Raw genomic sequence first — 25,661 nt, forward strand, 5'->3', positions numbered from 1 at the left:
ATTGGTTGGCTGCGCGGGCCGGCGTGGGGCGGCCGGGAACAAGAGGACGAGACGGCGTGTTGCTCAGTCTGAGGCTGCGCGTTATCATATGCTCGTCTAGCCGCGAAGGCTCGTTCAGCCTTGTTCTCGGGTGATCAGCGATCGGCAACTCCGATCCACAGTGAAACGAACGGTTCACCGATACCGACCCGATCATCACGTTCTCGAGCCGGCAGTTACTGGCGCACTCGAGTACAGGAGTGACACTCGCAGCCCGGACCATGATCTCTCACCCGTCCACCGAGGGCGGGAATACCTGGCAGACCTCGGGATATTCCGGGGCCGAAGGTGGAATGAAGCCCCTTGCGGCAACGGTTTGCAAGGGAATGAAAGGACATCCGTGACCGATACGGACCTGATCACGACACCCGCTTCCGCAGACTCCAGCCCCGAAGCGGGCAGTACCGCGCCCAAGACTCGCACCCGCACCGGTTTGTCCGGCATGGTGCTGAGTGAACTGCGCGCCCTGGCCGGGGAACTCGGAATCAAGGGGACTTCCGGGATGCGTAAGGGCGATCTGATCGCCGCAATCAAAGAACGTCAGGCGGGTGGCTCGCCGAAGGTCGTCGAGCAGGCGAAGGCGAGGTCCCCTCAGCAGATGACGATCGCCGGCGACGAGCCGGCGGCTCGTCCCACGCGCACCCGTTCGACCAAGAGCGCTGCGGCCGTCCGGTCCGATGCGTTGCCACCGGCGGCCACCGGCGACGTGGCCGCCGCGGACGCCGGTGTCGCCCCGAAGCGGGGCGGTGAGCAGAAGTCCGCCGAGAGTGCCGTCGGAGAACAGAACGCGGGTGTTGCCACGCCCGCCGGCGAGCCTGCGGAGGAGCCGGCTCGGACCGAGCGCCGCGACAACCACGCCGAGTACGCCGACGGTGACGACGGGCAGGGCAACCAACGCAACCGGACCCGGAACCGCAACAACAACCAGAATCGCGACAATCGCGAGGGCGGCCAGAATCGCGACAATCGCGAGGGCGGCCAGAATCGCGACGGTGGCAACCAGGCAGGTGGCCAGGGTCAGGGCGGCCACGGCGGAAACAGCCGCGACAACAACCGTGACGATGACGAGCAGAACGGTCGTCGTCGAGGTCGTAGGTTCCGCGAGCGCCGTCGTGGGCGCGACCGCGAGAACACCTCGGGCGAGCCGCAGATCTCCGAGGACGATGTTGTCGCACCCGTCGCGGGCATTCTCGATGTCCTCGACAACTACGCATTCGTGCGTACTTCCGGCTATCTTGCCGGCCCCAACGACGTCTACGTGTCGATGAACCTGGTGCGCAAGAACGGATTGCGCCGCGGTGACGCGATCACCGGCGCGGTCAAGGTGCAGCGCGAGGGTGAGCAGTCCAATCAGCGCCAGAAGTTCAATCCGCTGGTGCGCCTGGACACGGTCAACGGCGCCGAGGTGGAAGCCGCGAAGAAGCGACCCGAATTCGGCAAGCTGACGCCGCTCTACCCGAACCAGCGACTGCGCCTGGAAACGACCCCGGACCGGTTGTCGACGCGCGTGATCGACCTGATCATGCCGATCGGCAAGGGGCAGCGCGCGCTGATCGTGTCGCCGCCCAAGGCGGGTAAGACCACGATCATCCAGAACATCGCGAACGCGATCACGACCAACAATCCCGAATGCCATCTCATGGTCGTGCTCGTCGACGAGCGGCCCGAAGAGGTCACCGACATGCAGCGTTCGGTCAAGGGCGAGGTCATCGCCTCGACCTTCGACCGCCCGCCGTCAGATCACACGTCGGTCGCCGAACTCGCCATCGAACGCGCGAAGCGACTTGTCGAGGGCGGCAAGGACGTTGTGGTTCTTCTCGACTCGATCACCCGCCTCGGCCGCGCCTACAACAACGCCTCGCCGGCGTCGGGACGCATCCTTTCCGGTGGTGTGGACTCGACCGCGCTGTACCCGCCGAAGCGATTCCTCGGTGCGGCGCGCAACATCGAGAACGGTGGCTCGCTGACGATCATCGCCTCGGCACTCGTCGAGACGGGCTCCACCGGTGACACCGTGATCTTCGAGGAGTTCAAGGGCACCGGCAATGCCGAGCTGAAACTCGATCGCAAGATCGCCGACCGACGGGTGTTCCCCGCGGTCGACGTCAACCAGTCGAGCACGCGTAAGGACGAGCTGCTGATGTCGCCTGAAGAGTTCGGGATCGTCTACAAGCTGCGTCGTGTGCTGAGCGGGCTGGACTCACAGCAGGCCATCGATCTGCTGATCAGCCAGCTCAAGAGGACCAAGACCAACATCGAGTTCCTGATGCAGGTGCAGACCAACGCACCGGGGGCGATGAAGGACGATTGACCCACGCTGCGGCGGCTCCGGTGGCCGCCGCGGCACGGGAATGTTCGCGCAGGGCGGCCTGTTGTAGCGCCTGTACGGATCAGTTTCCGCATGTCATGGCCGCTGTTCGGCGATTTCTGTCGGACGCGGTGAACGTGGCATACTGATCGGTCGAGTCCGGTTCCGGTTCACACCGACGATCCACGTCGGTGACCCGGCGACCATGAGAAAGGGACACCAAGATGAAGCAGGGAATCCATCCCGATTACCACGCGACCACCGTCGTGTGCGGTTGCGGCAATACTTTTGAGACCCGCAGCACCGCCGAGAACGGTCGCATCAACGTTGAGGTCTGCTCGCAGTGCCACCCGTTCTACACGGGTAAGCAGAAGATCCTCGATACCGGCGGACGCGTCGCACGGTTCGAGGCTCGCTACGGCAAGCGCAAGAAGGCAGACACCGCCAAGTAGGCCCGCCGACGACGCCCGCCCGGTCCACGACCGGCCGGGCGTCGTCTGTTTTTGTGCGCCACTATCGCCGACTACACCGATAAGCCTGTGTTCGCGCCGCGCCGCGATGCAGGACGAAGAACGAGGAGCTTAGCGACGACGTGATGAGGACGAAGAGCGGTGCAGGTGGGCGTGAACACTCGCGCGGACGGAGTCCGCGCCAAGAGTAGAGTGTTCGCGCCGCGCCGCGATGCAGGACGAAGAACGAGGAGCGTAGCGACGACGTGATGAGGACGAACAGCGGTGCGTGAAGGCGCAGATACCCGCGCGGACGGAGTCCGCGCCAACAGCTCAAGCATCGACGATGTCCTCGCCGAGTATGCCGGCTTGGAGCAGCAGCTCGCGGATCCGTCGTTGCATGATGATCCCTCGACGGCCCGACGGGTCGGTAAGCGTTTTGCCGAGCTTGCGCCGATCATGTCGACTTACCGCAGGTTGCAGGTGACTCGTGACGATCTTTCGGCGGCCCGTGAGCTGGCTGCCGATGATGCGGCGTTTGCCGAGGAGATCCCGGGTCTCGAGGAGACGGCCGCCCAGCTCGATGCGACGTTGACCGATCTGCTTGCGCCGCGTGATCCCCACGATGGCGACGATGTGGTGTTGGAGATCAAATCCGGTGCGGGCGGCGAGGAGTCGGCATTGTTCGCGTCGGATCTGGCACGGATGTACGCGAAGTACTGCGAGCGCCACGGATGGAAGGCCGAGGTTCTCGGTGTCACCGAGTCCGATCTGGGTGGCTATAAGGAAGCGACGCTGTCGATCCGGGCGCGCGAGGCCTCGCGCGATGGGGTGTGGTCGCGGTTGAAGTTCGAGGGTGGTGTGCACCGGGTGCAGCGTGTGCCGGTCACCGAGTCGCAGGGCCGCATCCACACGTCGGCGGCGGGCGTGCTCATCTATCCCGAGCCTGAGGAGACCGAACAGGTCCAGATCGACGAGTCGGATTTGCGTATCGACGTCTACCGCTCGTCGGGCAAGGGTGGCCAGGGCGTCAACACGACCGATTCGGCGGTGCGCCTCACGCATCTGCCCACCGGCATCGTCGTCACGTGTCAGAACGAGCGGTCGCAGTTGCAGAACAAGGCGCGTGCCATGCAGGTGCTCGCCGCGCGGCTGCAGTCGGCGGCCGAGGAGCAGGCGCAGGCGGCGGCCGCGCAGGGCCGGGCCGCGCAGGTCCGCACCGTTGATCGCTCGGAGCGGATCCGTACCTATAACTTCCCGGAGAACCGAATCACCGATCACCGCATCGGTTTCAAGGCCAACAACCTCGATGCCGTGCTCGACGGGGAGATGGATGCGTTGCTCGACGCGCTGGTCGCCGCGGATCGTCGGACCCGCCTCGAGGCGCAGTGAGCCGAGCGGTCCGGGTCGCGATCGATGATGCCTCGGCGATGCTCGCGGCTTCGGGTGTGGATTCGCCGCGGGCCGACGCCGAGTGGCTGCTCGCTCACGTCCTGGGAGTGTCACGGGGGCGTCTGCTGGTGGCCGACGACCTCGATGATGTGACCGCGCACGAGTTCGACGAGCTCGTCGGCGCTCGTGCCCGTCGGGTTCCGTTGCAGCATCTCACCGGCTCGGCGTCGTTCGGCCCGGTGGATCTGTTGGTCGGGCCGGGGGTGTTCGTGCCTCGCCCGGAGACCGAGCTTCTCTACGAATGGGCGGTCGGGCAAGCGCGGGCGGCGATCGGTGCCGGGGCGTTCGGCGGACCGGGGGAGACCCTCACGATCGTGGACCTGTGCAGCGGCAGTGGGGCGCTCGCCATCGCGCTGGCGGTCGCGGTGCCGTCGGCCCGGCTTCATGCGGTGGAGAAGTCGGACGAGGCGGCGAAGTGGTTGTGCCGCAATGTTGAACGGGCTGGTCTGCGCGATCGCGTTGGAATTCATGTGGGCGATGCGACGGATTCGCGCGCGGTGTTGTCGTTTTTGGACGGCCCGGTCGAGTTGGTGGTGAGCAACCCCCCATACGTCCCGCGGAACGCCGCCGTGTCGCGCGAGGTGCTCGCCGATCCCGAGATGGCGGTCTTCGGGGGTGACGACGGTATGTCGGTGATCACGCCGATGGTGGAGGTGATCGCGCAGATCTTGTGTCCAGGGGGTCAGGTCGGTATCGAACATGACGACTCCACTTCCGGATCGGTGGTCGGGGCGGTGGCGGCGACCGGCGCCTTTGCCGGGGCGGAGGTGCATCGAGATCTCGTGGGACGGCCGCGGTTCGTCACCGCGCGACGGCGCGCCGGATGGGCCTCGGAGAGTAGTGCGCCGGGCGCCGATGATGCGCGTGCGAGGATGGATCGGTGAGCTCACTTTTCGACTGCACAGAACCCGACCAGCGAGCCACCGGGATTCGCGCGGCGGTCGGCGCTGCCAAGGCCGGTCGGCTGATTGTCATGCCCACTGACACGTTGTACGGAATAGGTTGCGACGCATTCGATTCCGCTGCGGTCACCGAGCTGTTGGCGGCCAAGGGACGTGGCCGCGACATGCCGGTGCCGGTGCTGGTCGGCTCCTGGCACACCGTCGACGGCCTCGTACTCGGTGTCGGCTCCCAGACGCGCGCGCTCGTGGAGGCCTTCTGGCCGGGCGGGTTGTCGCTGGTGGTTCAGCAGGCGCCGTCGCTGGCCTGGGACCTCGGCGACACCGAGGGGACCGTGATGCTGCGCATGCCGCTGCATCCGGTCGCCATCGAGATTCTGCGCGAGGTCGGCCCGATGGCCGTGTCGAGCGCCAACGTCTCGGGCCAACCGCCGTCGACCACCGCGGAGCAGGCCCGCGCTCAGCTCGGCGACTCCGTGTCGGTGTACCTCGATGGCGGCACATCGGCGAAGGCTCAGCCGTCGACGATCGTGGATCTGACCGGGCGCGCGCCGCGCATATTGCGGGAAGGAGCGGTCAGCGTCGAGGACATCGCCGAGGTTCTCGATGTCGGGCCGGCCGATCTGGTACAGCGGTGATCCACGCCGGCATCGACGGCGACCCGATCGATGCGGAGCTCGGTGCGTTGGTCGACCGCGAAACCCGGCGTCGCGCAGAGACATTGCAGTTGGTGGCCGGCGAAACGATCGCGAGCCCGGCGGTGCGCCGCATCCTTGCGACATCACTGAGTGACACCTACGCCGAAGGTTATCCGGGTGCCAGGTATCAGGGTGGATGCGAGGTCGTCGACGAGATCGAAGAGCTTGCCATCGCCCGGGCGACGAAGTTGTTCGGTGCCGAATACGTCAACGTGCAGCCGGTGTCGGGAACCGCGGCGGCCTCCGCGGTGTACGCCGCATTCGCCCAGCCCGGCGACCCGGTGTTGTCGCTGCGCCTGGATCACGGGGGCCATCAGACCCACGGCTCCCGGGCGAACTTCTCCGGTCGCTGGTTCAACCCGATTCGGTATTCGGTGTCGGAATCGGATGAGCTGATCGACTACGACCAGATTCGTGATCTCGCACTGCTTCATCGGCCACGGTTGTTGATCGCGGGCTCGGCGATGTATTCGCGACTGATCGACTTCCCCGCACTCCGGGCGATCGCCGACGAGGCGGACTGCATCCTCTGGGTCGACGCCGCCTACCTCGGCGGACTCGTCGCCGGCGGATCGGCCCCGAATCCGGTCCCATACGCCGATGTGGTGACACTGGTCACGCACAAGGTGTTGCGGGGGCCGCGGGGCGGTGTGCTGCTCGGCGCGGGTGTCCACGGTCCGGCGCTGCAGAAGGCGGTGTTCCCCTTCACCCAGGGAGCCCCGGCGATGAACGTCGTCGCCGCAAAGGCAGCAGCGTTCGCCGAGGCCGCGTCGGGGGAGTTCGCCGCGCACGTGGGTGCGGTGGTGGCCAACGCGCGGGCGCTGTGCGCCGCACTGACCGAGCGCGGGCTGCGCATCGTCAGTGGTGGTACGGACACCCATCTCGCGGTGGTCGACGTGTCCGCGTCGGGCCTCAGTGGCGTCGAGGCGCAGCGACGCCTGCACGAGGCGGGCATCGTGGTCGACAAGGCGGTACTCCCGTTCGATCCACGTCCGGCGACCGAGGGCTCGGCCATCCGCATCGGCACGCCGATCGCCACCCTTGCCGGCAGCGACGTGGACACGATGGGGCAGATCGCCGAATGGATGGTCGAGGCACTGTCCGACCCGGCCGAACACGCACGGATCCGTGCCTCGATCGCCGAGTTGCTCGCCGGGTAGCCTGATCGGGTGCCCGATCCCCTCGTAGTTCACCGTGCCCTGGCCATGAGTGACGCGGCCATGAGTGACGCGGTCATGAGCGATACGGCCATGAGTGACACGGCCATGGATGATGTGGCGCCGGATGATGTGGCGGCGAGTCGTACACGATGAGTGTGGTCGATCCCGGCATGGGGCAGGCGTTCTCGTTGCTGGCCGCGGGCGAGGTCAGCGGCGGTGCGGGTGTGCCCTTCCGTGAGTTGCTGCTCGTCGGACTCAGTGCCGCCGCCGTCACGTACCTGCTCACGTCGGCGGTGCGGGTGATCGCGATCAAGGTCGGCGCGGTCGCGGTGCCCCGTGCACGCGACGTCCATCTGATCCCCACCCCGCGGATGGGCGGTCTGGGTATGTTCGCCGGCATCGTCGCCGCGGTCGCTCTTGCGGCAAACCTGCCGGCCCTCAACCGGGGATTTGCCTACACCAACGACATCGGGGCAGTGATCTCGGCAGGTGCGGTGATCGTGATCGTCGGCGTCATCGACGATCGGTGGGGGCTCGACGCGCTGACCAAGTTCGTCGGTCAGCTCACCGCAGCCGGGGTGATGGTGATCATGGGGGTGAGCTGGTTGCAGATCCCGGTGCCGTTCGGTGACATCGGGACGATCGTCTTGGATCCCTTTCAATCCGGCCTGCTGACCGTGGTCATCACCGTGGCGACGATCAACGCCATCAACTTCATCGACGGTCTCGACGGTCTCGCCGCCGGCCTGGGATTCATCGCGGCATCGGCGATCTGCTTGTTCTCGCTGGGACTGCTGCGCGACCGGGGCGGAGATGTCAGTTACTACCCGCCCGCACTCATCTCGGTGGTGCTCGCCGGCGCATGTCTGGGATTCCTGCCGCACAATTTCTCACCGGCGCGAATCTTCATGGGCGATTCCGGGGCGATGCTCATCGGACTGATGCTTGCGGCCGCGTCGACCAGCGCGTCGGGCCGTATCGCGGTCAACGCCTATGGCTCGGCCGACGTCTTCACACTGTTGCTTCCACTGATCCTGGTGGCGGCGATCGTATTCGTGCCGATGCTCGACATGCTGATGGCCATCATCCGGCGGACGCGGGCCGGGGTCGGGTTCTACACACCCGACAAGATGCATCTGCATCATCGATTACTCGAGCTCGGCCATTCACAGCGACGAGTCGCGATCATCATCTACCTGTGGGTGGCGATCCTGGCGTTCTCGGCGGCCGCGAGCACGTTGTTCCCGATATCTGTGGTCGCCCCGGCATTCGCGGGCGGCCTCGTCCTGGCGATGTTGGCGACCATGGCGCCGCGACTGTCGCGGCGCATTGCCCAGATGCGGACGGCTCACGCGGGACCGGTGGTCCGCGCTCCGCGGCAATGACTGTCCACCGGCGACCACTGTTCCACAGGGCCGGGTAATCCGGAGGTAAAGACCATGTACTATTGCCGGTAGTAGTTCGGTGGCGCTCGTTTCGGCGCCGCGGACAACGGATCGGCCCGTCGGGCCGGTCTACCCAGCTGCTCCGATGCGGTCGCCCCCTGGTGGGGCGGTCACAGGGGCTTGGTAGGGTCTCAACAACGCGGAGCGTACGCGCGGTGGCTCTCGGCTGCCATCAGCTACGCTCGATGCCGTCTGCCGTCCCCACGGCGGGGTTCGAAGGAGAGGTGAGGAGAGGCGATGACGACATCTGCCCCCGATTCGGCTCCCGTCTATTACCCGACCGCACCCACCGGTCTGGTTCGCCCCGGGATCATTGCCGGCGCCTTCACGATGATCGTGGCGGGCGTGTCGATCTATGTGGGACATTTTCTCTTCGCGATCTTCTTCGCGGTGGGGGTCGTGGCTGTGCTGCTCAACGCGAAGATGGTCACCATGGCCGTCTCGCGAGTCGCCGCCGAGTCCGATCCCCGCAAAAAGCTGTTGGCCGTCAATTCCGCGCTGCGGCTCGGTGTGATCACCGCGCTGGCCCTGGCCGCAGCCATTCTGGTCCGGCCCGAGGGGCTGGGCGTGATGTTCGGACTCGCTTTGGGCCAGGTGGTTCTGGTACTCAACACGGTGATTCCGGTGATGAAAGGACTTCGTAAGCAGTTATGACCGCACCGTCTGACGCGCTGTACCTGGCCGAGGCCAAGATCGAGGTCGGCCACCACCAAGAGGTGGAGTGGCTGGGCATGACCTGGAATATGGACACGATCATCTCCGCCGCGATCGCCGCGGTCATCGTGATCGCGCTCGCATTCTTCGTCAAGGCCAGGATGACCTCGCGCCGGCCCAACACCGTGCAGCTGTACTTCGAGGTCATCACCGTCCAGATGCGCAACCAGATCGAGAGCGCGATCGGGATGAAGATCGCGCCGTTCGTGCTGCCGCTGGCGGTGACACTGTTCACCTACATTTTGATCGTCAACTGGTTCTCGGTGCTGCCGGTGCAATACGCGACCGGCAGCGGAGCGACGCACGAGTTGATCGGGCCGGCATCCGGTGACGCCAACTTCACCTACGCGCTCGCGATCCTTGTGTTCGTCTGGTACCACGCAGCCGGTATGCGCCGGCGCGGACCGTTGCGTCACCTCGGCAAGCTGGTCAAGGGACACGCCGCAGGCCTGGCCCCGATCAACATCATCGAGGAGATCGCAAAGCCGCTGTCGCTGTCTCTCCGACTTTTCGGCAACCTGTTTGCCGGTGGCGTCATGGTCGCCCTGATCGCGTTGTTCCCCGCCTACATCCTGTGGGCACCGAACGCGATCTGGAAAGCCTTCGACATGTTCATCGGACTCATCCAGGCATTCATCTTCGCACTGCTGACAATCCTCTACTTCAGTCAGGCGATGGAGGACGAGAAGCACTAGCACCACCGGCCGGTGCGCACGAGAGGTAAGCGCCGGCCACCCGAAACCCATCCCCCTATATAGACAAGGTCGGCCCGGCCGACCGGACCCACAGACCTGGCAACCAAGAGTGCCAGTTCCACCCGAAAGGAAAGATCTCAATGGATCCGAATCTGGTTAGCATGGGCGCGTTGATCGGCGGCGGCCTCATCATGGGCGGCGGCGCGATCGGTGCCGGCATCGGTGACGGTATCGCCGGCTCGCAGCTCATCGCCGGTATCGCCCGGCAGCCGGAGGCCCAGGGACGTCTGTTCACACCGTTCTTCATCACCGTCGGTCTGGTCGAGGCGGCGTACTTCATCAACCTCGCCTTCATGGCGCTGTTCGTGTTCGCCAACCCCGCTCAGACCTACGGCGCATCCTGAGCCGAAGCGTCGTCCGTACAGCTGCAGTAGTTCGAAATCCCGATAGGGGACATCCAAAATGATGAGTCTCGCCGCAGAAGAAGCCGGGGAGAAGACGTCCAACTTCCTCATCCCGAACGGCACGCTGATCGCGTGCCTGCTGATCTTCGTCGTCGTCCTGATCGTCATCCGCGCGTTCGTCGTCCCGCCGATCCTGAAGGTGCTCGACGAACGCGACGCGCGGGTGGCCAAGACGGTCGAGGACAACAAGGCGGCGGCGGCGAGCTTCGAGGACGCCGACCGGGAGTACGCAGCGCGGCTGAAGGATGCCCGTGGCGATGCCACCGGTATCCGTGACGAGGCCCGCGCCCGTGGCAACGAGCAGGTGTCGGCGGCCAAGCACAAGGCCACCGAAGAGGCCGATGCCGCGCTCGCGAAGATCTCGGCGGATCTCAAGGTCGAGGCCGACACGGCGGTCACCACTGCCAAGCGGGATGTGAGCCGGCTGTCGGAGGCGCTGGCCGGTCGTGTCCTGGGAACCGATGTGGCCGCAGCCGGTGCTGGGGCCCAGCAGACAGAGACGGTGAAGTAACAGTGGACGTTTTCATCGGACAACTCGTCGGCTTTGCGGTCATCGTCGCGGTCTTCATCAAATGGGTCCTGCCCCCGCTGCGCAAGGCGGTGCTCGCCCAGAAGGACGCGATCAGTCAGCAGATGGTCGACAGCGACGAGGCGAAGGCGCGGGCGCAGGACGCCCAGGCGGCCCACGACCGCGCCATCGAGCGGGCCAAGACCGAGGCACAGGAACTGCACGACGGTGCGCTCGACGACGCGAGGTCGATCGAGCAGGATCTCACGACCCTTGCTGATTCCGAGGTACGTCGGATCAGCGAGCACGGCAAATCCCAAGCCGAACTGGCTCGGACCGGCCTGGTGCGGCAACTTCGCGCCGAACTCGGACTGAGCGCGGTCGACGGAGCGGGGGAGATCGTGCGCAAACACCTCTCGTCGGCCGACAATCAGAAGGCGGCGATCGATCGGGCGATCGGTGAGCTCGACGGAATGTCGTCTGGTGGACAGCCGGATTCGGCGGTGCCGGCGAGTTCGGATCTGATCGGGCTGCACTCGATGCACGCCACCAGCCGGGACGCTGCGCGCGCCGTGGGCGCCGAATTCGAATCGGCCGGCGGAGCGCTCGACGGAAGGTCGCTGACGGCCGCGTCGGAAGACCTCGCATCGGTTATCAGGTTCCTCCTCGACAATCCGGTACTCCGCAAACGGTTGACGGAGGACGAAGACAACCCGGCGGCCAAGAAGCAGCTGGTGCACAACCTGTTCGATGGCAAGGTGGCCCCCATCGTGGTCGACACCGTCGCCTCGGCGGCGGCGCAGCGTTGGTCGCAGAGCACCGACTTCTTGGCGGCGCTACGGCGTCAGAACGCGGTGCTGGTCCTTGCGGCCGCCGAGCGTGACGGCACCCTCGAGGAGACCGAGGACGAGCTGTTCCGCGTCGGCCGGTTGCTGGACGGGAGCCCTGAACTGGCGTCACTGCTGGCCGACTTCCAGCGTCCGGTGCAGGGCCGTATCGACTTGCTGCGCTCGCTCATCGGTGAGCAGGTAGGCGAGCACACCTGGTACCTGCTGTCGCATACCGTCGCACTGCTGCACGGTCAGCCGTCGGAGGCTGCCGTCGCGCGCCTGGCCGAGCTCGCTGCCGCACGACGCGGTGAGACGGTCGCGCACGTGATGTCGGCGGTCGAACTGACCGAGTCGCAGCGCACGCGCCTGGCCGCGGTGCTGGGAAATATCTACCACCGCACGATCTCGGTGCAGACCGAAGTCGACGAGTCGATCATCGGTGGCCTGCGCATCGGCGTGGGCGACGAGGTGATCGAGGCCGATATCGCCACCCGACTGGCGAAGGCGGCCGAGACACTACCGCGTTGAACCAGTTGCCGCGCGGAACCCGCAGACCGGCGACCACCGATATCGACTCACCACCCACCACGAACCACTGCACGGACTGAGCAAGGAAGACGAGAACCCATGGCGGAGTTGACGATCTCAGCAGACGAGATTAAGGGAGCGATCGAGCAGTACGTCTCGTCGTTCGACGCCGAAGCCTCGCGCGACGAGGTCGGCATCATCACCGATACCGCGGACGGCATCGCCCACGTCAGCGGATTGCCGAGCGCGATGGCCAACGAACTGCTGCAGTTCCCCGGCGGCGTGCTGGGTGTGGCGTTGAACCTCGACGAGGATGAGATCGGTGCGGTCATCCTCGGTGACTATGAGACCTTGGAAGAGGGCCAGCAGGTCAGCCGCTCGGGCGAGGTCCTCTCGGTCCCGGTCGGCGACAAGTTCCTCGGCCGCGTGGTCGATCCGCTGGGCGCGCCCATCGACGGCCTCGGCGACATCGAGGCGGAGGACCAGCGCGTACTGGAGCTGCAGGCGGCCTCGGTGCTGGAACGCCAGCCCGTCGAGGAGTCGCTGGCCACCGGGATCAAGGCCATCGACGCCATGACCGCGATCGGCCGCGGGCAGCGGCAGCTCATCATCGGCGACCGCAAGACCGGCAAGACGGCGGTCTGTGTGGACGCCATCCTGAACCAGAAGGCCAACTGGGAATCGGGTGACCCCGACAAGCAGGTTCGCTGCATTTACGTGGCGGTCGGTCAGAAGGGTTCGACGATCGCCGGCGTCAAGACGGCGCTCGAAGAGGCGGGCGCGATGGAGTACACCACCATCGTCGCCGCCCCCGCGTCGGACTCGGCCGGCTTCAAGTGGCTGGCTCCCTACACCGGCTCGGCAATCGGTCAGCACTGGATGTACCAGGGCAAGCACGTCCTGATCGTGTTCGACGACCTCACCAAGCAGGCCGAGGCCTACCGCGCGATCTCGCTGCTGCTGCGCCGCCCGCCGGGCCGCGAGGCATACCCCGGCGACGTCTTCTACCTGCACTCGCGGCTGCTGGAGCGTTGCGCCAAGCTTTCCGACGAGATGGGCGCCGGCTCCATGACCGGGCTGCCGATCATCGAGACCAAGGCCAACGACGTGTCGGCGTTCATCCCGACCAACGTCATCTCGATCACCGACGGACAGGTTTTCCTCGAGTCCGACCTGTTCAACAAGGGTGTCCGCCCGGCGATCAACGTCGGTACCTCGGTCTCTCGCGTCGGTGGTGCCGCTCAGACCAAGGGTCTGAAGAAGGTGTCCGGTTCGCTGCGTCTGGAGCTGGCACAGTTCCGCGAGCTCGAGGCGTTCTCGGCGTTCGCCTCTGACCTGGACGACGCATCCAAGGCGCAGCTCGAGCGTGGTGCGCGCTGGGTGGAGATGCTGAAGCAGGATCAGTACAGCCCGTATTCGGTCGAGGACGAGATTGTCTCGATCTACCTGTGCGGCGAGGGCCACTACGACTCGGTGCCGGTCGACGACGTCCGCAACTTCGAGACCCAGCTGCTCGGCCATCTGCATCACAACGCCAAGGGCGTGTACGACTCGATCGCCGGTGGCAAGGTGCTCGGCGACGATCAGGCCGAGGCGCTGGTCGCCGAGACCAACAAGTTCAAGAAGAGCTACCTCACCCACGACGGCCGGCGCGTGGTCAATGAGGCCGAGGCGGCCCCGATGGATTTCGAGGACGTCGCGCACGAAGAGATCAAGATCCGCAAGTGATGATCGCCGACGCTCGTACGGACTCCGCGAAAGGAAGGGTGAACACTCATGGCAAGCATTCGTGAGTTGCGCTCGCGTATCCGATCGGTTCAGTCGACCAAGAAGATCACCAAGGCGCAGGAGTTGATCGCCACGTCGCGGATCACCAAGGCCCAGGCCCGGATCGCGGCTGCCCGTCCCTACTCGGAAGAGATGACCAAGGTCGTCTCGGAACTGGCGAGCAACGCCGCGACCCTCGACAACCCGATCCTGGTCGAGCGGGAGAACCCGAAACGCGCCGGGGTGCTCGTCGTCACCAGCGACAGCGGTCAGTGCGGCGGTTACAACTCGAACGTCCTGCGGGCGGCCAGAGAACTGATGGCACTTCTGCGCGACGAGGGCAAGGAACCCGTACTGTTCGTCACCGGTCGCAAGGGGATCGGATACTTCGGTTTCCGTGGCATCGACGTGGGCGACTCCTGGAGCGGGTTCTCCCAGTCGCCGGATTACGCAGATGCCGCCGAAGTGACCAACTTCCTGGTCGACCTGTTCAATGCGGGCTCGGGCGAAGAAGTCGGTCGGCCCGATGGTGAGAGCAGCCTCGAAGGTGTGGACGAGCTACACATCGTCTACACGAGGTTCGCGTCGATGCTCTCGCAGGTTCCCGAAGTTCGTCGGATGGCGCCGCTGGTGGTCACCGAGGGTTCCGCAGATGACGGTTCCGGGCCAGCGGGTGAGTCGCGGAACTACACCTTCGAACCCAGTGCCGAGACGCTGCTGGATTCGCTGCTGCCCAGGTACGTCGCCACCCGGATCTATGCGGCGTTCCTCGATTCGGCGGCCTCGGAACTCGGTGCGCGGCGTACGGCGATGAAGGCCGCGACCGACAACGCCGAAGACCTCGTGACGACGCTGTCGCGTGATGCCAACCAACTCCGTCAGGCGCAGATCACCCAGGAGATCAGCGAGATCGTGGGCGGCTCCAGTGCACTCGCGACCTAGCCGCCCGCCGGTGACATCTCTCCGCCCGGACACAAACTTTGAGAAGAGGAAGTGACCCAACCACCATGACCGCAGCAGTAGAAACCCCATCCTCGCAGTCGGCGGGGTCGGCCGATGGCCGGATCGTCCGCATCATCGGCCCCGTGGTCGACGTCGAGTTCCCCCGGGGCTCGATCCCAGAACTGTTCAACGCCCTACACGCCGAGGTGGCGCTGGAGTCGGTTGCCAAGACCCTGACCCTCGAGGTCGCCCAGCACCTCGGCGACAATCTGGTCCGCACCATCTCGATGCAGCCGACCGACGGTCTGGTCCGTGGCGCGCCGGTCTCCGACACCGGGTACTCGATCCGGGTGCCCGTCGGCGACGTCGTCAAGGGCCACGTGTTCAACGCCCTCGGTGACTGCCTCGACAGCCCCGGCCTCGGTCGCGACGGTGAGCAGTGGAGCATCCATCGCAAGCCGCCGCCCTTCGACGAGCTCGAGGGCAAGACGGAGATCCTCGAGACCGGTATCAAGGTCATCGACCTGCTGACCCCCTACGTCAAGGGCGGCAAGATCGGCCTGTTCGGCGGTGCCGGCGTCGGCAAGACGGTGCTCATCCAGGAGATGATCACCCGTATCGCCCGCGAGTTCTCCGGTACGTCGGTCTTCGCCGGCGTCGGTGAGCGCACCCGTGAGGGCACCGACCTCCACCTCGAGATGGAGGAGATGGGCGTCCTGCAGGACACCGCGTTGGTGTTCGGCCAGATGGATGAGCCGCCGGGCACGCGTATGCGCGTGGCTCTGTCTGCGCTGACGATGGCGGAATACTTCCGCGACGTCAAGCAGCAGGACGTGCTGCTGTTCATCGACAACATCTTCCGGTTCACCCAGGCCGGCTCGGAGGTGTCGACTCTGCTCGGGCGTATGCCGTCCGCGGTGGGCTACCAGCCGACGCTGGCCGACGAGATGGGTGTGCTGCAGGAGCGCATCACCTCGACCAAGGGACGCTCGATCACCTCGCTGCAGGCGATCTACGTCCCGGCCGACGACTACACCGACCCGGCGCCTGCGACCACGTTCGCGCACCTCGATGCGACGACCGAGCTCTCGCGTCCGATCTCTCAGCTGGGTATCTACCCGGCCGTCGATCCGCTGACGTCGACCTCGCGCATCCTGGAGGCCTCGATCGTCGGTGATGAGCACTTCCGCGTCGCCAACGAGGTCAAGCGCATCCTGCAGAAGTACAAGGAACTGCAGGACATCATCGCCATCCTCGGTATGGACGAGCTCTCCGAAGAGGACAAGGTGACCGTGCAGCGTGCACGTCGCATCCAGAAGTTCCTCGGCCAGAACTTCCTGGTCGCCGAGAAGTTCACCGGTCAGAAGGGTTCGGTGGTTCCGCTCGCGGACACGATCGAGGCGTTCGACCGTGTGTGCAAGGGCGAGTTCGACCACTACCCCGAGCAGGCGTTCAACAGCTGCGGTGGTCTCGACGACGTGGAGGCTGCTGCCGAGAAGATCGCCGGAAAGTAGCGAATCAACATGGCAGACAAGTCCTTTCACGTCGAGGTGGTCTCGGCGGACGCCGAACTCTACTCCGGTGAGGCGACCTTTGTGATCGCCCGCACCACCGTGGGTGAACTCGGTGTGATGGCCAATCATGAACCGCTGCTGGGCCAATTGGTTCCCGGCGGCTACGTGGTGATCGTCGAGGAGAACGGCGAGCGTAAGGCTGCCGCAATCGAGGGCGGATTCCTCTCGACGACCGGACAGTCGGTGACGATTCTCGCCGAATCCGCCGAGTGGGCCGACGGGGTCGACATCACCGCGGAGCGGTCGATTCTCGATTCCGCCGAGCCCGGCACCGACGAGTACAACCACGCGCAGGCGAGGTTGTCCGCGGCAGAGCAACTGGTCAAGTAAGTTCGCGGAGTCAATCCAGTGACGACAGGACCGGCCACCCGAGGATGGGTGGCCGGTCGTGTTCGCGTATCGGATGGCATGCTGGGGGAGATCCCCGCGCGATCACAGCCACGTCGCCTATCGACGGCATCGCCGCGGTCGGGCCGTGCGCGAGGAGGTGCGACTGGTTGTCCCAGCTCGTCATCGCGCTGAGTGTGCTGCTCCTGATCGCGCTGTCTGTCTGTGTGCTGCTGACCTATCGCGTGGGTCAGTTACGGCGTGGGGGGACGCCTGTCCTGCTGCGGACGCTGCCCGGCGATGTCGATGAGGGCTGGCGGCACGGCACCGTGCACTACACCGACGAGACCCTGCGGTACTTCCGGTTGAGTTCGCTGCGCCCGGGGCCATCGCAAACGCTCCCGCGACGCGCGATTGAGATCACCGGACGGCGCCGGGCCGTCGGCAGCGAACGCGACATCCTCGAGGGCATGATCATCCTCGAGGTGCACCAATCCCTCGGATCCGGCGAGGGCAAGGATTTCGAGATCGCCTGGGACACCGGGGGAGTCACCGCATTCCAGTCGTGGCTCGAGTCGCGGCGTTCGGATCGGTCCCAGCGTCGACGCAGCGCCTGAGGGCACCAGCGGCCTATGGTGTCGGCGCTGAGGGCCGTTGCCGTCGGCCGCCGGGCAGCCAGGTGATGTCGCCATCACCGTGTGGGCTCCGGTTGGCCACCCGCGACAGGATGAACAGCAGATCCGAGAGCCGGTTCAGATAGCGCGCGGGGAGCACCGAAGTCGCGTCGGGGTCGGAATCGATTGCCGCCCACGCCGAGCGCTCGGCCCGGCGGGTCACCGTACGCGCCTGATGCAGCAATGCCGAGAGCGGACTCCCGCCCGGCAGGATGAACGAATCGAGCGGCGCCAGTCCGTCGCCGAAGGCGTCACACCAGTGTTCGAGTGCGTCGATGTAGTCCTGCTCGATGCGCAGCGGCGGATACTTCGGATTGTCGATCACCGGGGTCGACAGATCGGCGCCGGCATCGAAGAGGTCATTCTGGACGGTGCGCAGCACCGCGGCGATTTCTTCGGGTACCGCACCTCCCAACGACAGTGCGATTCCGATCGCGGCGTTGGCCTCGTCGCAGTCGGCGTAGGCGACCACCCTCGGATCGGTTTTGGACACCCGCGAGAAGTCGCTGAGCCCGGTGCTCCCGTCGTCGCCGGTGCGCGTGTAGATGCGTGTCAGATGGACGGCCATACCTATCGAATGTAGTCGGTGAGTGCATGGGCGGGCAGCCCGCGACTGATGGGCGGGCAGCCCGCTGCCGGGTCACCGGACTGTGTTGCGGCGGCTGCGGGCCGACGGGCGTCGGGAACGCTGCGCGGCGGCGGATAAGCTGTCTGGCGTGACTGATCGCTATCTGGTGACCGGCGGAGCCCGCCTGCGGGGTGAGGTCTCGGTGGGCGGCGCGAAGAACAGCGTCCTCAAGCTCATGGCTGCCGCGTTGCTCGCCGAGGGCACGACCACATTGACCAATTCACCGGAGATCGCCGACGTGCCGCTGATGGCCGACGTGCTGCGCGGCCTGGGTGCGGTCGTGACCATCGACGGCGACACCGTGGTGATCGACGCCCCGGCCGAACCGAAGTATCACGCCGACTTCGACGCGGTGAAACAGTTCCGCGCGTCGGTGTGTGTGCTCGGACCGCTGATGGCCCGATGCCGACGTGCCGTGGTCGCGCTTCCGGGTGGCGACGCGATCGGGTCGCGGCCCCTCGACATGCACCAGGCCGGGCTGCGGGCGCTGGGCGCGCACAGCTCCATCGAGCATGGCTGCGTGGTGGCCGAGGCGGATTCGCTGGTGGGCGCGCCAGTCGCGCTCGAGTTCCCCTCGGTGGGGGCCACCGAGAACATCTTGATGGCCGCGGTACTCGCCGACGGCCAGACCACGATCGACAACGCCGCACGTGAACCCGAGATCGTGGATCTGTGCGTCATGCTGGCGCAGATGGGTGCCCGGATCGAGGGCGCGGGTACGTCCACGCTGACGGTGACCGGTGTCGATCGTCTACACCCGACAACTCACCGCGTGATCGGCGATCGCATCGTCGGTGCGACGTGGGGGATCGCTGCCGCGATGACCCGGGGCGACGTGACGGTCCGGGGTGTTGCGCCCGCCCACCTGCAGCTGGTCCTGACCAAACTCGCCGACGCCGGTGCCCGGGTGGATATGTTGCCCGACGGATTCCGGGTGCGCCACGTGGGGCGACCGACCGCAGTCAACGTCTCGACGCTCCCGTTCCCCGGATTCCCGACCGACCTGCAGCCGATGGCGATCGGTCTGGCCACCATCTCCGAGGGGATGTCGGTGATCACCGAGAACGTCTTCGAGGCGAGGTTCCGGTTTGTCGAGGAGATGATCCGCCTCGGCGCCGACGCCCGGACGGACGGTCACCACGCAGTCGTCCGCGGTATCGATCATCTGTCCAGTGCACCCGTGTGGTGTTCCGATATCCGGGCGGGCGCCGGGCTGGTGCTGGCCGGGTTGGTGGCCGACGGGGTGACCGAGGTGCACGACATCGAGCACATCGATCGCGGCTACCCGCATTTCGAGGAGATCCTGACCCGCCTCGGGGGCGGCATCGAGCGGGTGCGCGGATGAACACCGATTCCGGGACCGGCGCCGGCCATCGGCAGTCCGATCCCGCCGGCGCGACGACAGGGCAGGTCGACGTGGCCGCGTGGGCAACCCGATTCGACCTGCTCTCGGATCCGCATCGGCTGGAGATCCTGCTGGTTCTCCACCGTCGGCCGGGCATCATCGTCGGTGATCTCGCGACCGAGGTGCGACGTACCGAAACCGCAGTGTCGCAAGCGTTGCGCGTACTGCGCCATCAAGGGTGGGTGACCTCGACCCGGTTGGGCCGCTCGGTGAGCTATCGGCTCGAGGACGAGACCGTCCACGAACTCCTGCACTGGATCGGCGCGGGCCACCTCGACACCTGACCGGGCGTCGACTCGCTGCGCCACCACCGGATGGCCGAACGGTGGTGTGCGGCCAGTGCGACACCTGACCGGACGGACAGTCTGAGCGCCTCAACATCTGAATAAGTGGACAGATATCGGGGCCGCCCCTAACGTTTTTCCTACCGCGTCGCGTATTCGCCGCCGGCGCCACGGGATTCGAAGGGACACCGGTCATGTCCACCACCACTGTCGCCATGCATATGAGCGATGGCATCATCAACGCACAGACATCGCTGTTGTTCGGGATCGTCGCCATCGTGGGTCTGGGATTGTCCGCGTGGCGGGCACGCACCGATCTCGACGAGAAGACGGTGCCGATGGCCGGTCTGGTCGCGGCGTTCATCTTCGCCGTGCAGATGGTCAATTTTCCGATCCTGCCCGGCGTCAGCGGACATCTGCTCGGCGGTGCGCTCGCCGCGATCCTCGTCGGCCCGTACACCGGAGCGCTGTGCATCGCCATCGTGCTGATCGTGCAGTGTTTGCTGTTCGCCGACGGCGGGATCACGGCGCTCGGCGCCAACATCACCAACATGGCCCTCATCTCGACCTTCGCCGGCTACGGGATCGCGGTGCTCGTGTTCCGACTGATCGGTTTCGGTAAACGAACAACCGATATGACCTCGCTCGGTCGTCTCGGTGTGGTCGCCTTCGTCTCGGCCCTGTGCGGCACCGTCTGCGCGGCGACGGGCTTCGTCGTCGAGTACGCCGTCGGCGGCGCGGCGACGACCTCGATCGGCACCGTCGCGGGCTACATGTGGGGCACCCATGTCCTGATCGGCATCGGCGAGGGATTGATCACCGCGGCGACCGTGGTGGCCGTCGCCCGCGCCCGTCCCGATCTGGTGTATCTGTTGCGGCGCAACACAACCGCCGTCGAGATGATCGGAGCCGACTCATGAGCGCCAGCGGATCGGACGAGGAGGGCGCAGGCACTCGGCGGCTCCCGCGGCGGCGTACGGTTCTCGTCGTCTTCGCCGTGGTGGCGCTGCTCATCGCCGGCGTGGTGTCCTACCTGGCCAGCTCGTCGCCGGACGGCCTCGACTCGGCGACCCGGCAGGGCTGCGGGGTGACCGACGTCAACGGGACCGAGCACCTCACGGGCACCTGCATCGCCCAGCACGCCACCGATCACGCGATGGCCTCATCACCCCTGGCGCACTACGCGTTCCGGGGGATCGGGTACACCAACGGGATCGCCGGGATCATCGGTGTCATCGTCACCCTCGTGATTGCGGGCGCACTGTTCTGGGTGATCGGCGGCCGCCGACGCGGAGGGTCCGCGAGGCCACCGGAACCGGGTGCCGCACCCACATCTCGGGGAGTCTGACGGTGGGAGCCGGTCACGCGCATCCGCTCTACCGTGTGGGGGCCTCCGGTGTGCACCGCGCGCCCGCGGAGGTGAAGATCGTCGCCCTGGTGGTCTTCGTCTTCGCGGTGGTCGCCACGCCCCGCGAGATGTTCTGGCCCTACCTGTGTTTCGCGGTCATCCTCGCCGCGGTCGGGGCGACCGCGCGAATTCCGTTGACGTGGATGGCGCCGCGGATGCTGATCGAGGCACCGTTCGTGATTCTCGCCGTGCTGCTGCCGTTCGCCGAAGGTGGTGAACGGGTCGAGGCGATGGGGCTCTCGTTGTCGGTGCCGGGCCTCTACGCGGGATGGGGCATCGTCATCAAGGGCTCGCTCGGCGTGGCGGCGTCGCTGACGTTCGCGGCCACCACACCCGCGCGTGAGCTGCCGGTTGCGCTGACCCGACTAGGGGTGCCCGCGACGATCACCCCCATCTTCGTCATGATGTTGCGGTACATGGACCTGTTGTCGGCCGAGATCCGGCGCATGCACATCGCCCGGGCCGCCCGCGGTGACTCGCCCCGGACGCTCCACCAGGCCGGTGCCATGGCCAAAGGCGTTGGGGCGCTGTTTCTCCGGACCTATGAGCGCGGAGAACGGGTCCACCTCGCCATGATGTCACGCGGCTTCACCGGGACCATCCCGGAAATGCCCGGTGTGGTGTCATCGGCACGCGCGAGCGCCGGCCAATGGCTGATGGTCACCACGCCGGGGCTGATCGCGGCGGTGGTGGCCGCCACCGCCTGGGGGCTGCGATGACGCCGGCCATCGAGATCAGCGGACTGCGCTACGCCTACCCGGACGGGCACCTGGCCGTCGACGGAATCGACCTCGTGATCGGGGCCGGGGAGCGCGTCGCGCTCCTCGGGCCCAACGGTGCAGGCAAGACGACACTGATGTTGCAGCTCAACGGAGTTCTCCTGCCGAGTGCCGGGGCGGTGACGATCCAGGGCGTGCGGGTGGGCAAGCCCACGCTGCGCGAGGTCCGCCGTCGCGTCGGGCTGGTGTTCCAGGACCCCGACGATCAGCTCTTCATGCCCACGTTGGCCGAAGATGTTGCGTTCGGGCCGGCCAACTTCGGTGTGCGCGACGAGGAACTCGCCGGTCGCGTCGATGCGGCCCTGGCCGCGGTATCGATGACCGAACATGCCCGCCGTAGCCCACATCACCTGTCCGGCGGGCAGCGCCGCCGCGGTGCCCTGGCGAGTGTATTGGCCTGCCACCCAGAGGTATTGGTGCTGGACGAACCGTCGGCAAACCTCGATCCGGTGGCGCGCCGAGAACTCGCCGACACCCTGCTGGGTCTGCGTACGACGATGCTTGTCGTCACCCATGACCTGCTCTACGCCGCGCAATTGTGTGACCGCGCAATCGTCCTCGACGCCGGCCGTGTGGTCGCCGACGGAGCCGTCGACGACATCCTGGCGGACCCGGCGCTCCTCGCGGCACATCGGCTCGAGTTGCCCTGGGGATTCGACATCGAGTCGATCCGACGGGCCCGCCGAAGCCGCGACGACCACGAGAGATCAGGGGCCCGAGCCGATTCCACGCCCTGACCGGATGCCCGGGGCCCACCCTGGCCGACCGGTCAGGGGAGGTCCTGACCTTCGGTGGGCACTCGGAGCGCCACGGGACGGTTTGCTGCTCGGGCCCTCCTGTACCCCGGTGTGACGCGCGTAACGTCGCCGACGTTCAAGGCGGTGGCACGCGGTGTGCGCCGGACCAAGGAGGTCAGTCAGAATGCAAGTTGATGAACTACTGAAGCCGTTCCCCATCAAGGAGTTTCATCCGTTCCCCCGCGCGATGATGGGTCCCGGCGCGCACGAGATGATCGGGCCCGAGGCCCTCAAGCTCGGATTCCAGAAGACCCTCGTGATGACCACCGGTCTGCGAGGCAGCGACACCGTCCACAAGATCGTCGAGTCGTGCAAATATCACGGCCTCGAGGTCGTCCTCTACGACCAGGTGGAGTCCAACCCCAAGGACTACAACGTCATGGACGCGGTCTCGCTGTACAACTCGGAGAAGTGCGACTCCTTCATCTCCATCGGCGGCGGCTCGGCCCACGACGCCTGTAAGGGTGCGCGTATCTCGGTGGCCCACGACGGCCGCAACGTCAACGAGTTCGAGGGATTCAACAAGAGCGAGAACCCCAAGAATCCGCCGCACATTGCCGTCTCCACCACCGCCGGCACCGGGTCGGAGACCTCATGGGCCTACGTGATCACCGACACCACAACCGATCCCGACAAGCCTCACAAGTACGTCGCCTTCGATGACGCGGCCGTGACGACGTTGGCGATCGACGACCCGGTGCTCTACTACGACTGCCCGGTGGCGTTCACCGCGCAATGCGGATTCGACGTCCTCGCGCACGCCTCCGAGCCGTACGTGTCGCGGCTGAATTTCCCGCCGTCGATGGGCAATGCGCTGCACGCGGTGCGGATGACGGCCCGGCACCTGCGTGAGGCGACCTGGAATCCCACCGAGCTCGCCGGCCGCGAGGGCATGATGTACGCGCAGTACATCGCCGCGCAGGCGTTCAACTCCGGTGGGCTGGGCATCATCCACTCCATCAGCCACGCGGTGTCGGCGTTCTTCGACACCCATCACGGCCTCAACAACGCAATCGCGCTTCCGCGGGTGTGGGCGTTCAACATGCCGGTGATGTACGAGCGTTTCGCCGACATGGCCGATGCGATGGGTGTCGACACCCACGGCATGACCAAGGTGCAGGCCGCCGACGCCGCGCTCGAGGCGTCGATCCGGCTGTTGCGTGATGTGGGCATCGTCGAGCGCTTCGCCGACATCAGGCAGGACTCCTATCCGAAGAACCGGCTCGGCGCGGGCCCGACGAAGTATTACGAGAACCGCAAGGAGATCACCACCGACGCCGCGACCATCGACGCGATCACCAATCACGTTCTCGGGGACGCGTGTACGCCCGGCAACCCCAAGGAGTGCACCTTCGAGACCGTCCGGCCCGTCGTCGAGCACAGCTTCAACGGCGACCTGGACGAGCTGCTGCCGTAGGACGCACCGGCAAGAGACCGATGTGCGGGGCGCGCGCCCCCACCGCGCCCCGCATATCCGCGGTCACGCCGATGGTCACCGGCGCCCCGTCTGGACGACCATCGGCGTGACCCACCCACTGATCAGCGTCCGCACACCATCCGAACCAGGAGAAACCGATGCCCACCTGCACCGCGACCACTGATGACGAGACCGGCTCGGCAACCGGCGAAACCGCTGTGCCCGACAGTGTCCCGGCTGCCGGATTCCGCGACGTCGACGACGTGGTCACGCGGTTCGCCGACGCCGGATACCTCGCCGATCAGCGACTGGCCACCACGGTCTTTCTCCAGAGCCGGCTCGGCAAGCCGGTGCTGCTGGAAGGGCCTGCGGGGGTGGGCAAGACCCAGCTCGCCAAGACCCTTGCGGAGGTGACCGGACGAGACCTGTTGCGGCTGCAGTGTTATGAGGGACAGGACGAGACGACCGCACTGTACGAATGGGACTATGGCAAACAGCTGCTCTATACCCAGGTGTTGCGCGAGAAGATCTCTCAGGTCGTCGCCGACGCCGATACCCTCGCCGAGGCGGTCGACCGGATCGGTGCCGAGGAGAGCGTGTTCTTCTCCGAACGGTTCCTCTCCTCTCGTCCGCTGCTCGAGGCGGTCCGCAGCGAACGGCCGGTGGTCCTGTTGATCGACGAGGTCGACCGGGCCGACGAGGCACTCGAGGCGGTACTGCTGGAATTGCTCGCCGAATATCAGGTGTCGGTGCCCGAGATCGGGACGTTCGTCGCCAAGCATCAGCCGATGATCGTGTTGACGTCCAACAACACCCGGGACCTGTCGGCGGCACTGAAGCGCCGATGTCTGCATCTTTCGCTCGACTATCCGGACGCGACGAGGGAATTGGAGATCATCAAGTCCAAGGACACCGGCCTCGCCGAGACGCTGGCCGCCAAGCTGGTCGAGATCGTACGGGGGCTGCGCGAACTCGATCTGCGCAAGGCGCCCAGCATCTCCGAGGCCATCGACTGGGCCCGGACACTCGCCGTGCTCGGCGCCGACGAACTGTCGGCCGAGATCCTCGGTCAGACCGCCAACGTGGTCGTCAAATACGAACGCGACCTCACCCGCGCGCTCGACGCCCTGCCACGCCTGGTCGACCCCAACGCGCAGGTTCCCGATCATCTCCATTCGCACGACCACGCGCACGGCCATTCCCATGGGCACGGCCACACGCACGAACACGACCACGCGCATGAGCAGGATGCGCCGGTCGGTTCTGCCGATGATCGGCACAGCGGTGCGGCCAAACGGGCGGAGAAGGACATGCCGGGCCGGCACGGCGAGGAGTACTACGGCGCACCGGGGGCCAGGAGCGACGCCGGCACCCGGCCCATCAGTGCCTCGCAGGGCAGCCGCTCCTTCGGCAACGACCCGGGCCGATCGCGGTCGGGCTCCGGCCCGCGCCGTAAGCGTCCGTTCTAGG

General features: G+C 66.3%; 26 protein-coding genes. 25 read left to right on the top strand and 1 reads right to left on the bottom strand.

Going from position 1 to position 25,661, the window contains the following annotated elements; all coding sequences use genetic code 11:
* Positions 1–379: 379 nt before the first annotated feature.
* From rho to ACPXB3_RS13925, 17 genes are all read left to right on the top strand, one after another.
* Positions 380–2,350 (top strand): transcription termination factor Rho, encoded by a 1,971-nt coding sequence (gene rho, locus ACPXB3_RS13845; protein ID WP_425727954.1) that lies wholly within the window; start codon positions 380–382, stop codon positions 2,348–2,350.
* A gap of 221 nt (positions 2,351–2,571) precedes the next feature.
* Positions 2,572–2,799: a 50S ribosomal protein L31 gene (rpmE, locus tag ACPXB3_RS13850; RefSeq protein ID WP_425705533.1), complete on the top strand. Its 228-nt coding sequence runs from the start codon at positions 2,572–2,574 to the stop codon at positions 2,797–2,799.
* A 282-nt stretch (positions 2,800–3,081) separates the two neighbouring features.
* Positions 3,082–4,188, top strand: coding sequence for a peptide chain release factor 1 (prfA, locus tag ACPXB3_RS13855; protein ID WP_425727956.1), 1,107 nt, complete (start codon positions 3,082–3,084; stop codon positions 4,186–4,188).
* Positions 4,185–5,132 (top strand): peptide chain release factor N(5)-glutamine methyltransferase, encoded by a 948-nt coding sequence (gene prmC / locus ACPXB3_RS13860; protein ID WP_425705535.1) that lies wholly within the window; start codon positions 4,185–4,187, stop codon positions 5,130–5,132. The genes prfA and prmC overlap by 4 nt, the downstream gene beginning before the upstream one ends.
* On the top strand, positions 5,129–5,785 hold the full coding sequence (locus ACPXB3_RS13865) for an L-threonylcarbamoyladenylate synthase (protein ID WP_425705536.1): 657 nt from the start codon (positions 5,129–5,131) through the stop codon (positions 5,783–5,785). Before prmC ends, ACPXB3_RS13865 begins: the two co-directional genes overlap by 4 nt.
* Entirely contained in the window at positions 5,782–7,005 is a 1,224-nt protein-coding gene (gene glyA, locus ACPXB3_RS13870) for a serine hydroxymethyltransferase (RefSeq protein WP_425727958.1), read from the top strand. The genes ACPXB3_RS13865 and glyA overlap by 4 nt, the downstream gene beginning before the upstream one ends.
* A 149-nt stretch (positions 7,006–7,154) precedes the next feature.
* Positions 7,155–8,390, top strand: a complete 1,236-nt coding sequence (locus ACPXB3_RS13875; RefSeq protein ID WP_425705538.1) for an MraY family glycosyltransferase — start codon at positions 7,155–7,157, stop codon at positions 8,388–8,390.
* A gap of 297 nt (positions 8,391–8,687) precedes the next feature.
* Positions 8,688–9,104: a hypothetical protein gene (locus ACPXB3_RS13880; RefSeq protein WP_425705539.1), complete on the top strand. Its 417-nt coding sequence runs from the start codon at positions 8,688–8,690 to the stop codon at positions 9,102–9,104.
* Positions 9,101–9,859 (top strand): F0F1 ATP synthase subunit A, encoded by a 759-nt coding sequence (gene atpB, locus ACPXB3_RS13885; RefSeq protein WP_425705540.1) that lies wholly within the window; start codon positions 9,101–9,103, stop codon positions 9,857–9,859. Before ACPXB3_RS13880 ends, atpB begins: the two co-directional genes overlap by 4 nt.
* 140 nt (positions 9,860–9,999) lie before the next feature.
* Positions 10,000–10,263, top strand: coding sequence for a F0F1 ATP synthase subunit C (locus ACPXB3_RS13890; RefSeq protein ID WP_006368525.1), 264 nt, complete (start codon positions 10,000–10,002; stop codon positions 10,261–10,263).
* 58 nt (positions 10,264–10,321) lie between these two features.
* Positions 10,322–10,834, top strand: a complete 513-nt coding sequence (locus ACPXB3_RS13895) for a F0F1 ATP synthase subunit B (protein ID WP_425705541.1) — start codon at positions 10,322–10,324, stop codon at positions 10,832–10,834.
* Between the two features lie 2 nt (positions 10,835–10,836).
* On the top strand, positions 10,837–12,189 hold the full coding sequence (locus ACPXB3_RS13900; RefSeq protein ID WP_425727960.1) for a F0F1 ATP synthase subunit B/delta: 1,353 nt from the start codon (positions 10,837–10,839) through the stop codon (positions 12,187–12,189).
* Between the two features lie 99 nt (positions 12,190–12,288).
* The gene (gene atpA, locus ACPXB3_RS13905; RefSeq protein ID WP_425727961.1) at positions 12,289–13,917 is read left to right on the top strand and encodes a F0F1 ATP synthase subunit alpha; all 1,629 of its coding nucleotides are present in this window, start codon (positions 12,289–12,291) and stop codon (positions 13,915–13,917) included.
* A gap of 48 nt (positions 13,918–13,965) precedes the next feature.
* Positions 13,966–14,898, top strand: coding sequence for a F0F1 ATP synthase subunit gamma (locus ACPXB3_RS13910; RefSeq protein ID WP_425705544.1), 933 nt, complete (start codon positions 13,966–13,968; stop codon positions 14,896–14,898).
* Positions 14,899–14,963: 65 nt separating this feature from the next.
* Positions 14,964–16,412: a F0F1 ATP synthase subunit beta gene (gene atpD / locus ACPXB3_RS13915; protein ID WP_425705545.1), complete on the top strand. Its 1,449-nt coding sequence runs from the start codon at positions 14,964–14,966 to the stop codon at positions 16,410–16,412.
* A 9-nt stretch (positions 16,413–16,421) separates the two neighbouring features.
* Positions 16,422–16,802 (top strand): F0F1 ATP synthase subunit epsilon, encoded by a 381-nt coding sequence (locus ACPXB3_RS13920; protein WP_425727963.1) that lies wholly within the window; start codon positions 16,422–16,424, stop codon positions 16,800–16,802.
* 167 nt (positions 16,803–16,969) lie between these two features.
* The gene (locus tag ACPXB3_RS13925) at positions 16,970–17,416 is read left to right on the top strand and encodes a DUF2550 domain-containing protein (protein ID WP_425705547.1); all 447 of its coding nucleotides are present in this window, start codon (positions 16,970–16,972) and stop codon (positions 17,414–17,416) included.
* 13 nt (positions 17,417–17,429) lie between these two features.
* Here ACPXB3_RS13925 and ACPXB3_RS13930 read toward each other — a convergent pair whose 3' ends face one another.
* On the bottom strand, positions 17,430–18,041 hold the full coding sequence (locus tag ACPXB3_RS13930; RefSeq protein WP_425727965.1) for a cob(I)yrinic acid a,c-diamide adenosyltransferase: 612 nt from the start codon (positions 18,039–18,041) through the stop codon (positions 17,430–17,432).
* A 148-nt stretch (positions 18,042–18,189) separates the two neighbouring features.
* Here ACPXB3_RS13930 and murA point away from each other — a divergent pair, with 148 nt between their 5' ends.
* From murA to ACPXB3_RS13970, 8 genes are all read left to right on the top strand, one after another.
* Positions 18,190–19,446: a UDP-N-acetylglucosamine 1-carboxyvinyltransferase gene (murA, locus tag ACPXB3_RS13935; protein ID WP_425727967.1), complete on the top strand. Its 1,257-nt coding sequence runs from the start codon at positions 18,190–18,192 to the stop codon at positions 19,444–19,446.
* Positions 19,443–19,790, top strand: a complete 348-nt coding sequence (locus ACPXB3_RS13940) for an ArsR/SmtB family transcription factor (protein ID WP_425705550.1) — start codon at positions 19,443–19,445, stop codon at positions 19,788–19,790. Before murA ends, ACPXB3_RS13940 begins: the two co-directional genes overlap by 4 nt.
* A 194-nt stretch (positions 19,791–19,984) precedes the next feature.
* Positions 19,985–20,710 carry an energy-coupling factor ABC transporter permease gene (locus ACPXB3_RS13945; protein ID WP_425705551.1) on the top strand — a complete coding sequence of 242 codons (726 nt, stop codon included), beginning with the start codon at positions 19,985–19,987 and terminating at the stop codon, positions 20,708–20,710.
* Positions 20,707–21,138, top strand: coding sequence for a PDGLE domain-containing protein (locus tag ACPXB3_RS13950; RefSeq protein ID WP_425705552.1), 432 nt, complete (start codon positions 20,707–20,709; stop codon positions 21,136–21,138). Before ACPXB3_RS13945 ends, ACPXB3_RS13950 begins: the two co-directional genes overlap by 4 nt.
* A gap of 2 nt (positions 21,139–21,140) precedes the next feature.
* On the top strand, positions 21,141–21,917 hold the full coding sequence (gene cbiQ, locus ACPXB3_RS13955) for a cobalt ECF transporter T component CbiQ (RefSeq protein WP_425705553.1): 777 nt from the start codon (positions 21,141–21,143) through the stop codon (positions 21,915–21,917).
* Positions 21,914–22,714, top strand: a complete 801-nt coding sequence (locus tag ACPXB3_RS13960) for an energy-coupling factor ABC transporter ATP-binding protein (RefSeq protein ID WP_425705554.1) — start codon at positions 21,914–21,916, stop codon at positions 22,712–22,714. Before cbiQ ends, ACPXB3_RS13960 begins: the two co-directional genes overlap by 4 nt.
* Positions 22,715–22,898: 184 nt before the next feature.
* On the top strand, positions 22,899–24,191 hold the full coding sequence (gene mdo / locus ACPXB3_RS13965) for an NDMA-dependent methanol dehydrogenase (protein WP_425705555.1): 1,293 nt from the start codon (positions 22,899–22,901) through the stop codon (positions 24,189–24,191).
* Positions 24,192–24,349: 158 nt separating this feature from the next.
* A complete protein-coding gene (locus ACPXB3_RS13970) occupies positions 24,350–25,660 on the top strand; it encodes an AAA family ATPase (RefSeq protein WP_425727969.1) in 1,311 nt (436 codons plus the stop codon).
* The last annotated feature ends 1 nt before the right edge of the window (position 25,661 follow it).

Source organism: Gordonia sp. DT219, assembly GCF_049847065.1.
Taxonomy (GTDB): domain Bacteria; phylum Actinomycetota; class Actinomycetes; order Mycobacteriales; family Mycobacteriaceae; genus Gordonia.

What these genes read in the sequence shown, in the direction of transcription:
- rpmE (WP_425705533.1), top strand. Translation starts at nt 2,572, where the DNA reads ATGAAGCAGGGAATCCATCCCGATTACCACGCGACCACCGTCGTGTGC.
- ACPXB3_RS13875 (WP_425705538.1), top strand. Translation starts at nt 7,155, where the DNA reads ATGAGTGTGGTCGATCCCGGCATGGGGCAGGCGTTCTCGTTGCTGGCC.
- ACPXB3_RS13880 (WP_425705539.1), top strand. Translation starts at nt 8,688, where the DNA reads ATGACGACATCTGCCCCCGATTCGGCTCCCGTCTATTACCCGACCGCA.
- atpB (WP_425705540.1), top strand. Translation starts at nt 9,101, where the DNA reads ATGACCGCACCGTCTGACGCGCTGTACCTGGCCGAGGCCAAGATCGAG.
- ACPXB3_RS13890 (WP_006368525.1), top strand. Translation starts at nt 10,000, where the DNA reads ATGGATCCGAATCTGGTTAGCATGGGCGCGTTGATCGGCGGCGGCCTC.
- ACPXB3_RS13895 (WP_425705541.1), top strand. Translation starts at nt 10,322, where the DNA reads ATGATGAGTCTCGCCGCAGAAGAAGCCGGGGAGAAGACGTCCAACTTC.
- atpA (WP_425727961.1), top strand. Translation starts at nt 12,289, where the DNA reads ATGGCGGAGTTGACGATCTCAGCAGACGAGATTAAGGGAGCGATCGAG.
- ACPXB3_RS13910 (WP_425705544.1), top strand. Translation starts at nt 13,966, where the DNA reads ATGGCAAGCATTCGTGAGTTGCGCTCGCGTATCCGATCGGTTCAGTCG.
- atpD (WP_425705545.1), top strand. Translation starts at nt 14,964, where the DNA reads ATGACCGCAGCAGTAGAAACCCCATCCTCGCAGTCGGCGGGGTCGGCC.
- ACPXB3_RS13920 (WP_425727963.1), top strand. Translation starts at nt 16,422, where the DNA reads ATGGCAGACAAGTCCTTTCACGTCGAGGTGGTCTCGGCGGACGCCGAA.
- ACPXB3_RS13930 (WP_425727965.1), bottom strand. Translation starts at nt 18,041, where the DNA reads ATGGCCGTCCATCTGACACGCATCTACACGCGCACCGGCGACGACGGG.
- ACPXB3_RS13940 (WP_425705550.1), top strand. Translation starts at nt 19,443, where the DNA reads ATGAACACCGATTCCGGGACCGGCGCCGGCCATCGGCAGTCCGATCCC.
- ACPXB3_RS13945 (WP_425705551.1), top strand. Translation starts at nt 19,985, where the DNA reads ATGTCCACCACCACTGTCGCCATGCATATGAGCGATGGCATCATCAAC.
- ACPXB3_RS13950 (WP_425705552.1), top strand. Translation starts at nt 20,707, where the DNA reads ATGAGCGCCAGCGGATCGGACGAGGAGGGCGCAGGCACTCGGCGGCTC.
- ACPXB3_RS13960 (WP_425705554.1), top strand. Translation starts at nt 21,914, where the DNA reads ATGACGCCGGCCATCGAGATCAGCGGACTGCGCTACGCCTACCCGGAC.
- mdo (WP_425705555.1), top strand. Translation starts at nt 22,899, where the DNA reads ATGCAAGTTGATGAACTACTGAAGCCGTTCCCCATCAAGGAGTTTCAT.
- ACPXB3_RS13970 (WP_425727969.1), top strand. Translation starts at nt 24,350, where the DNA reads ATGCCCACCTGCACCGCGACCACTGATGACGAGACCGGCTCGGCAACC.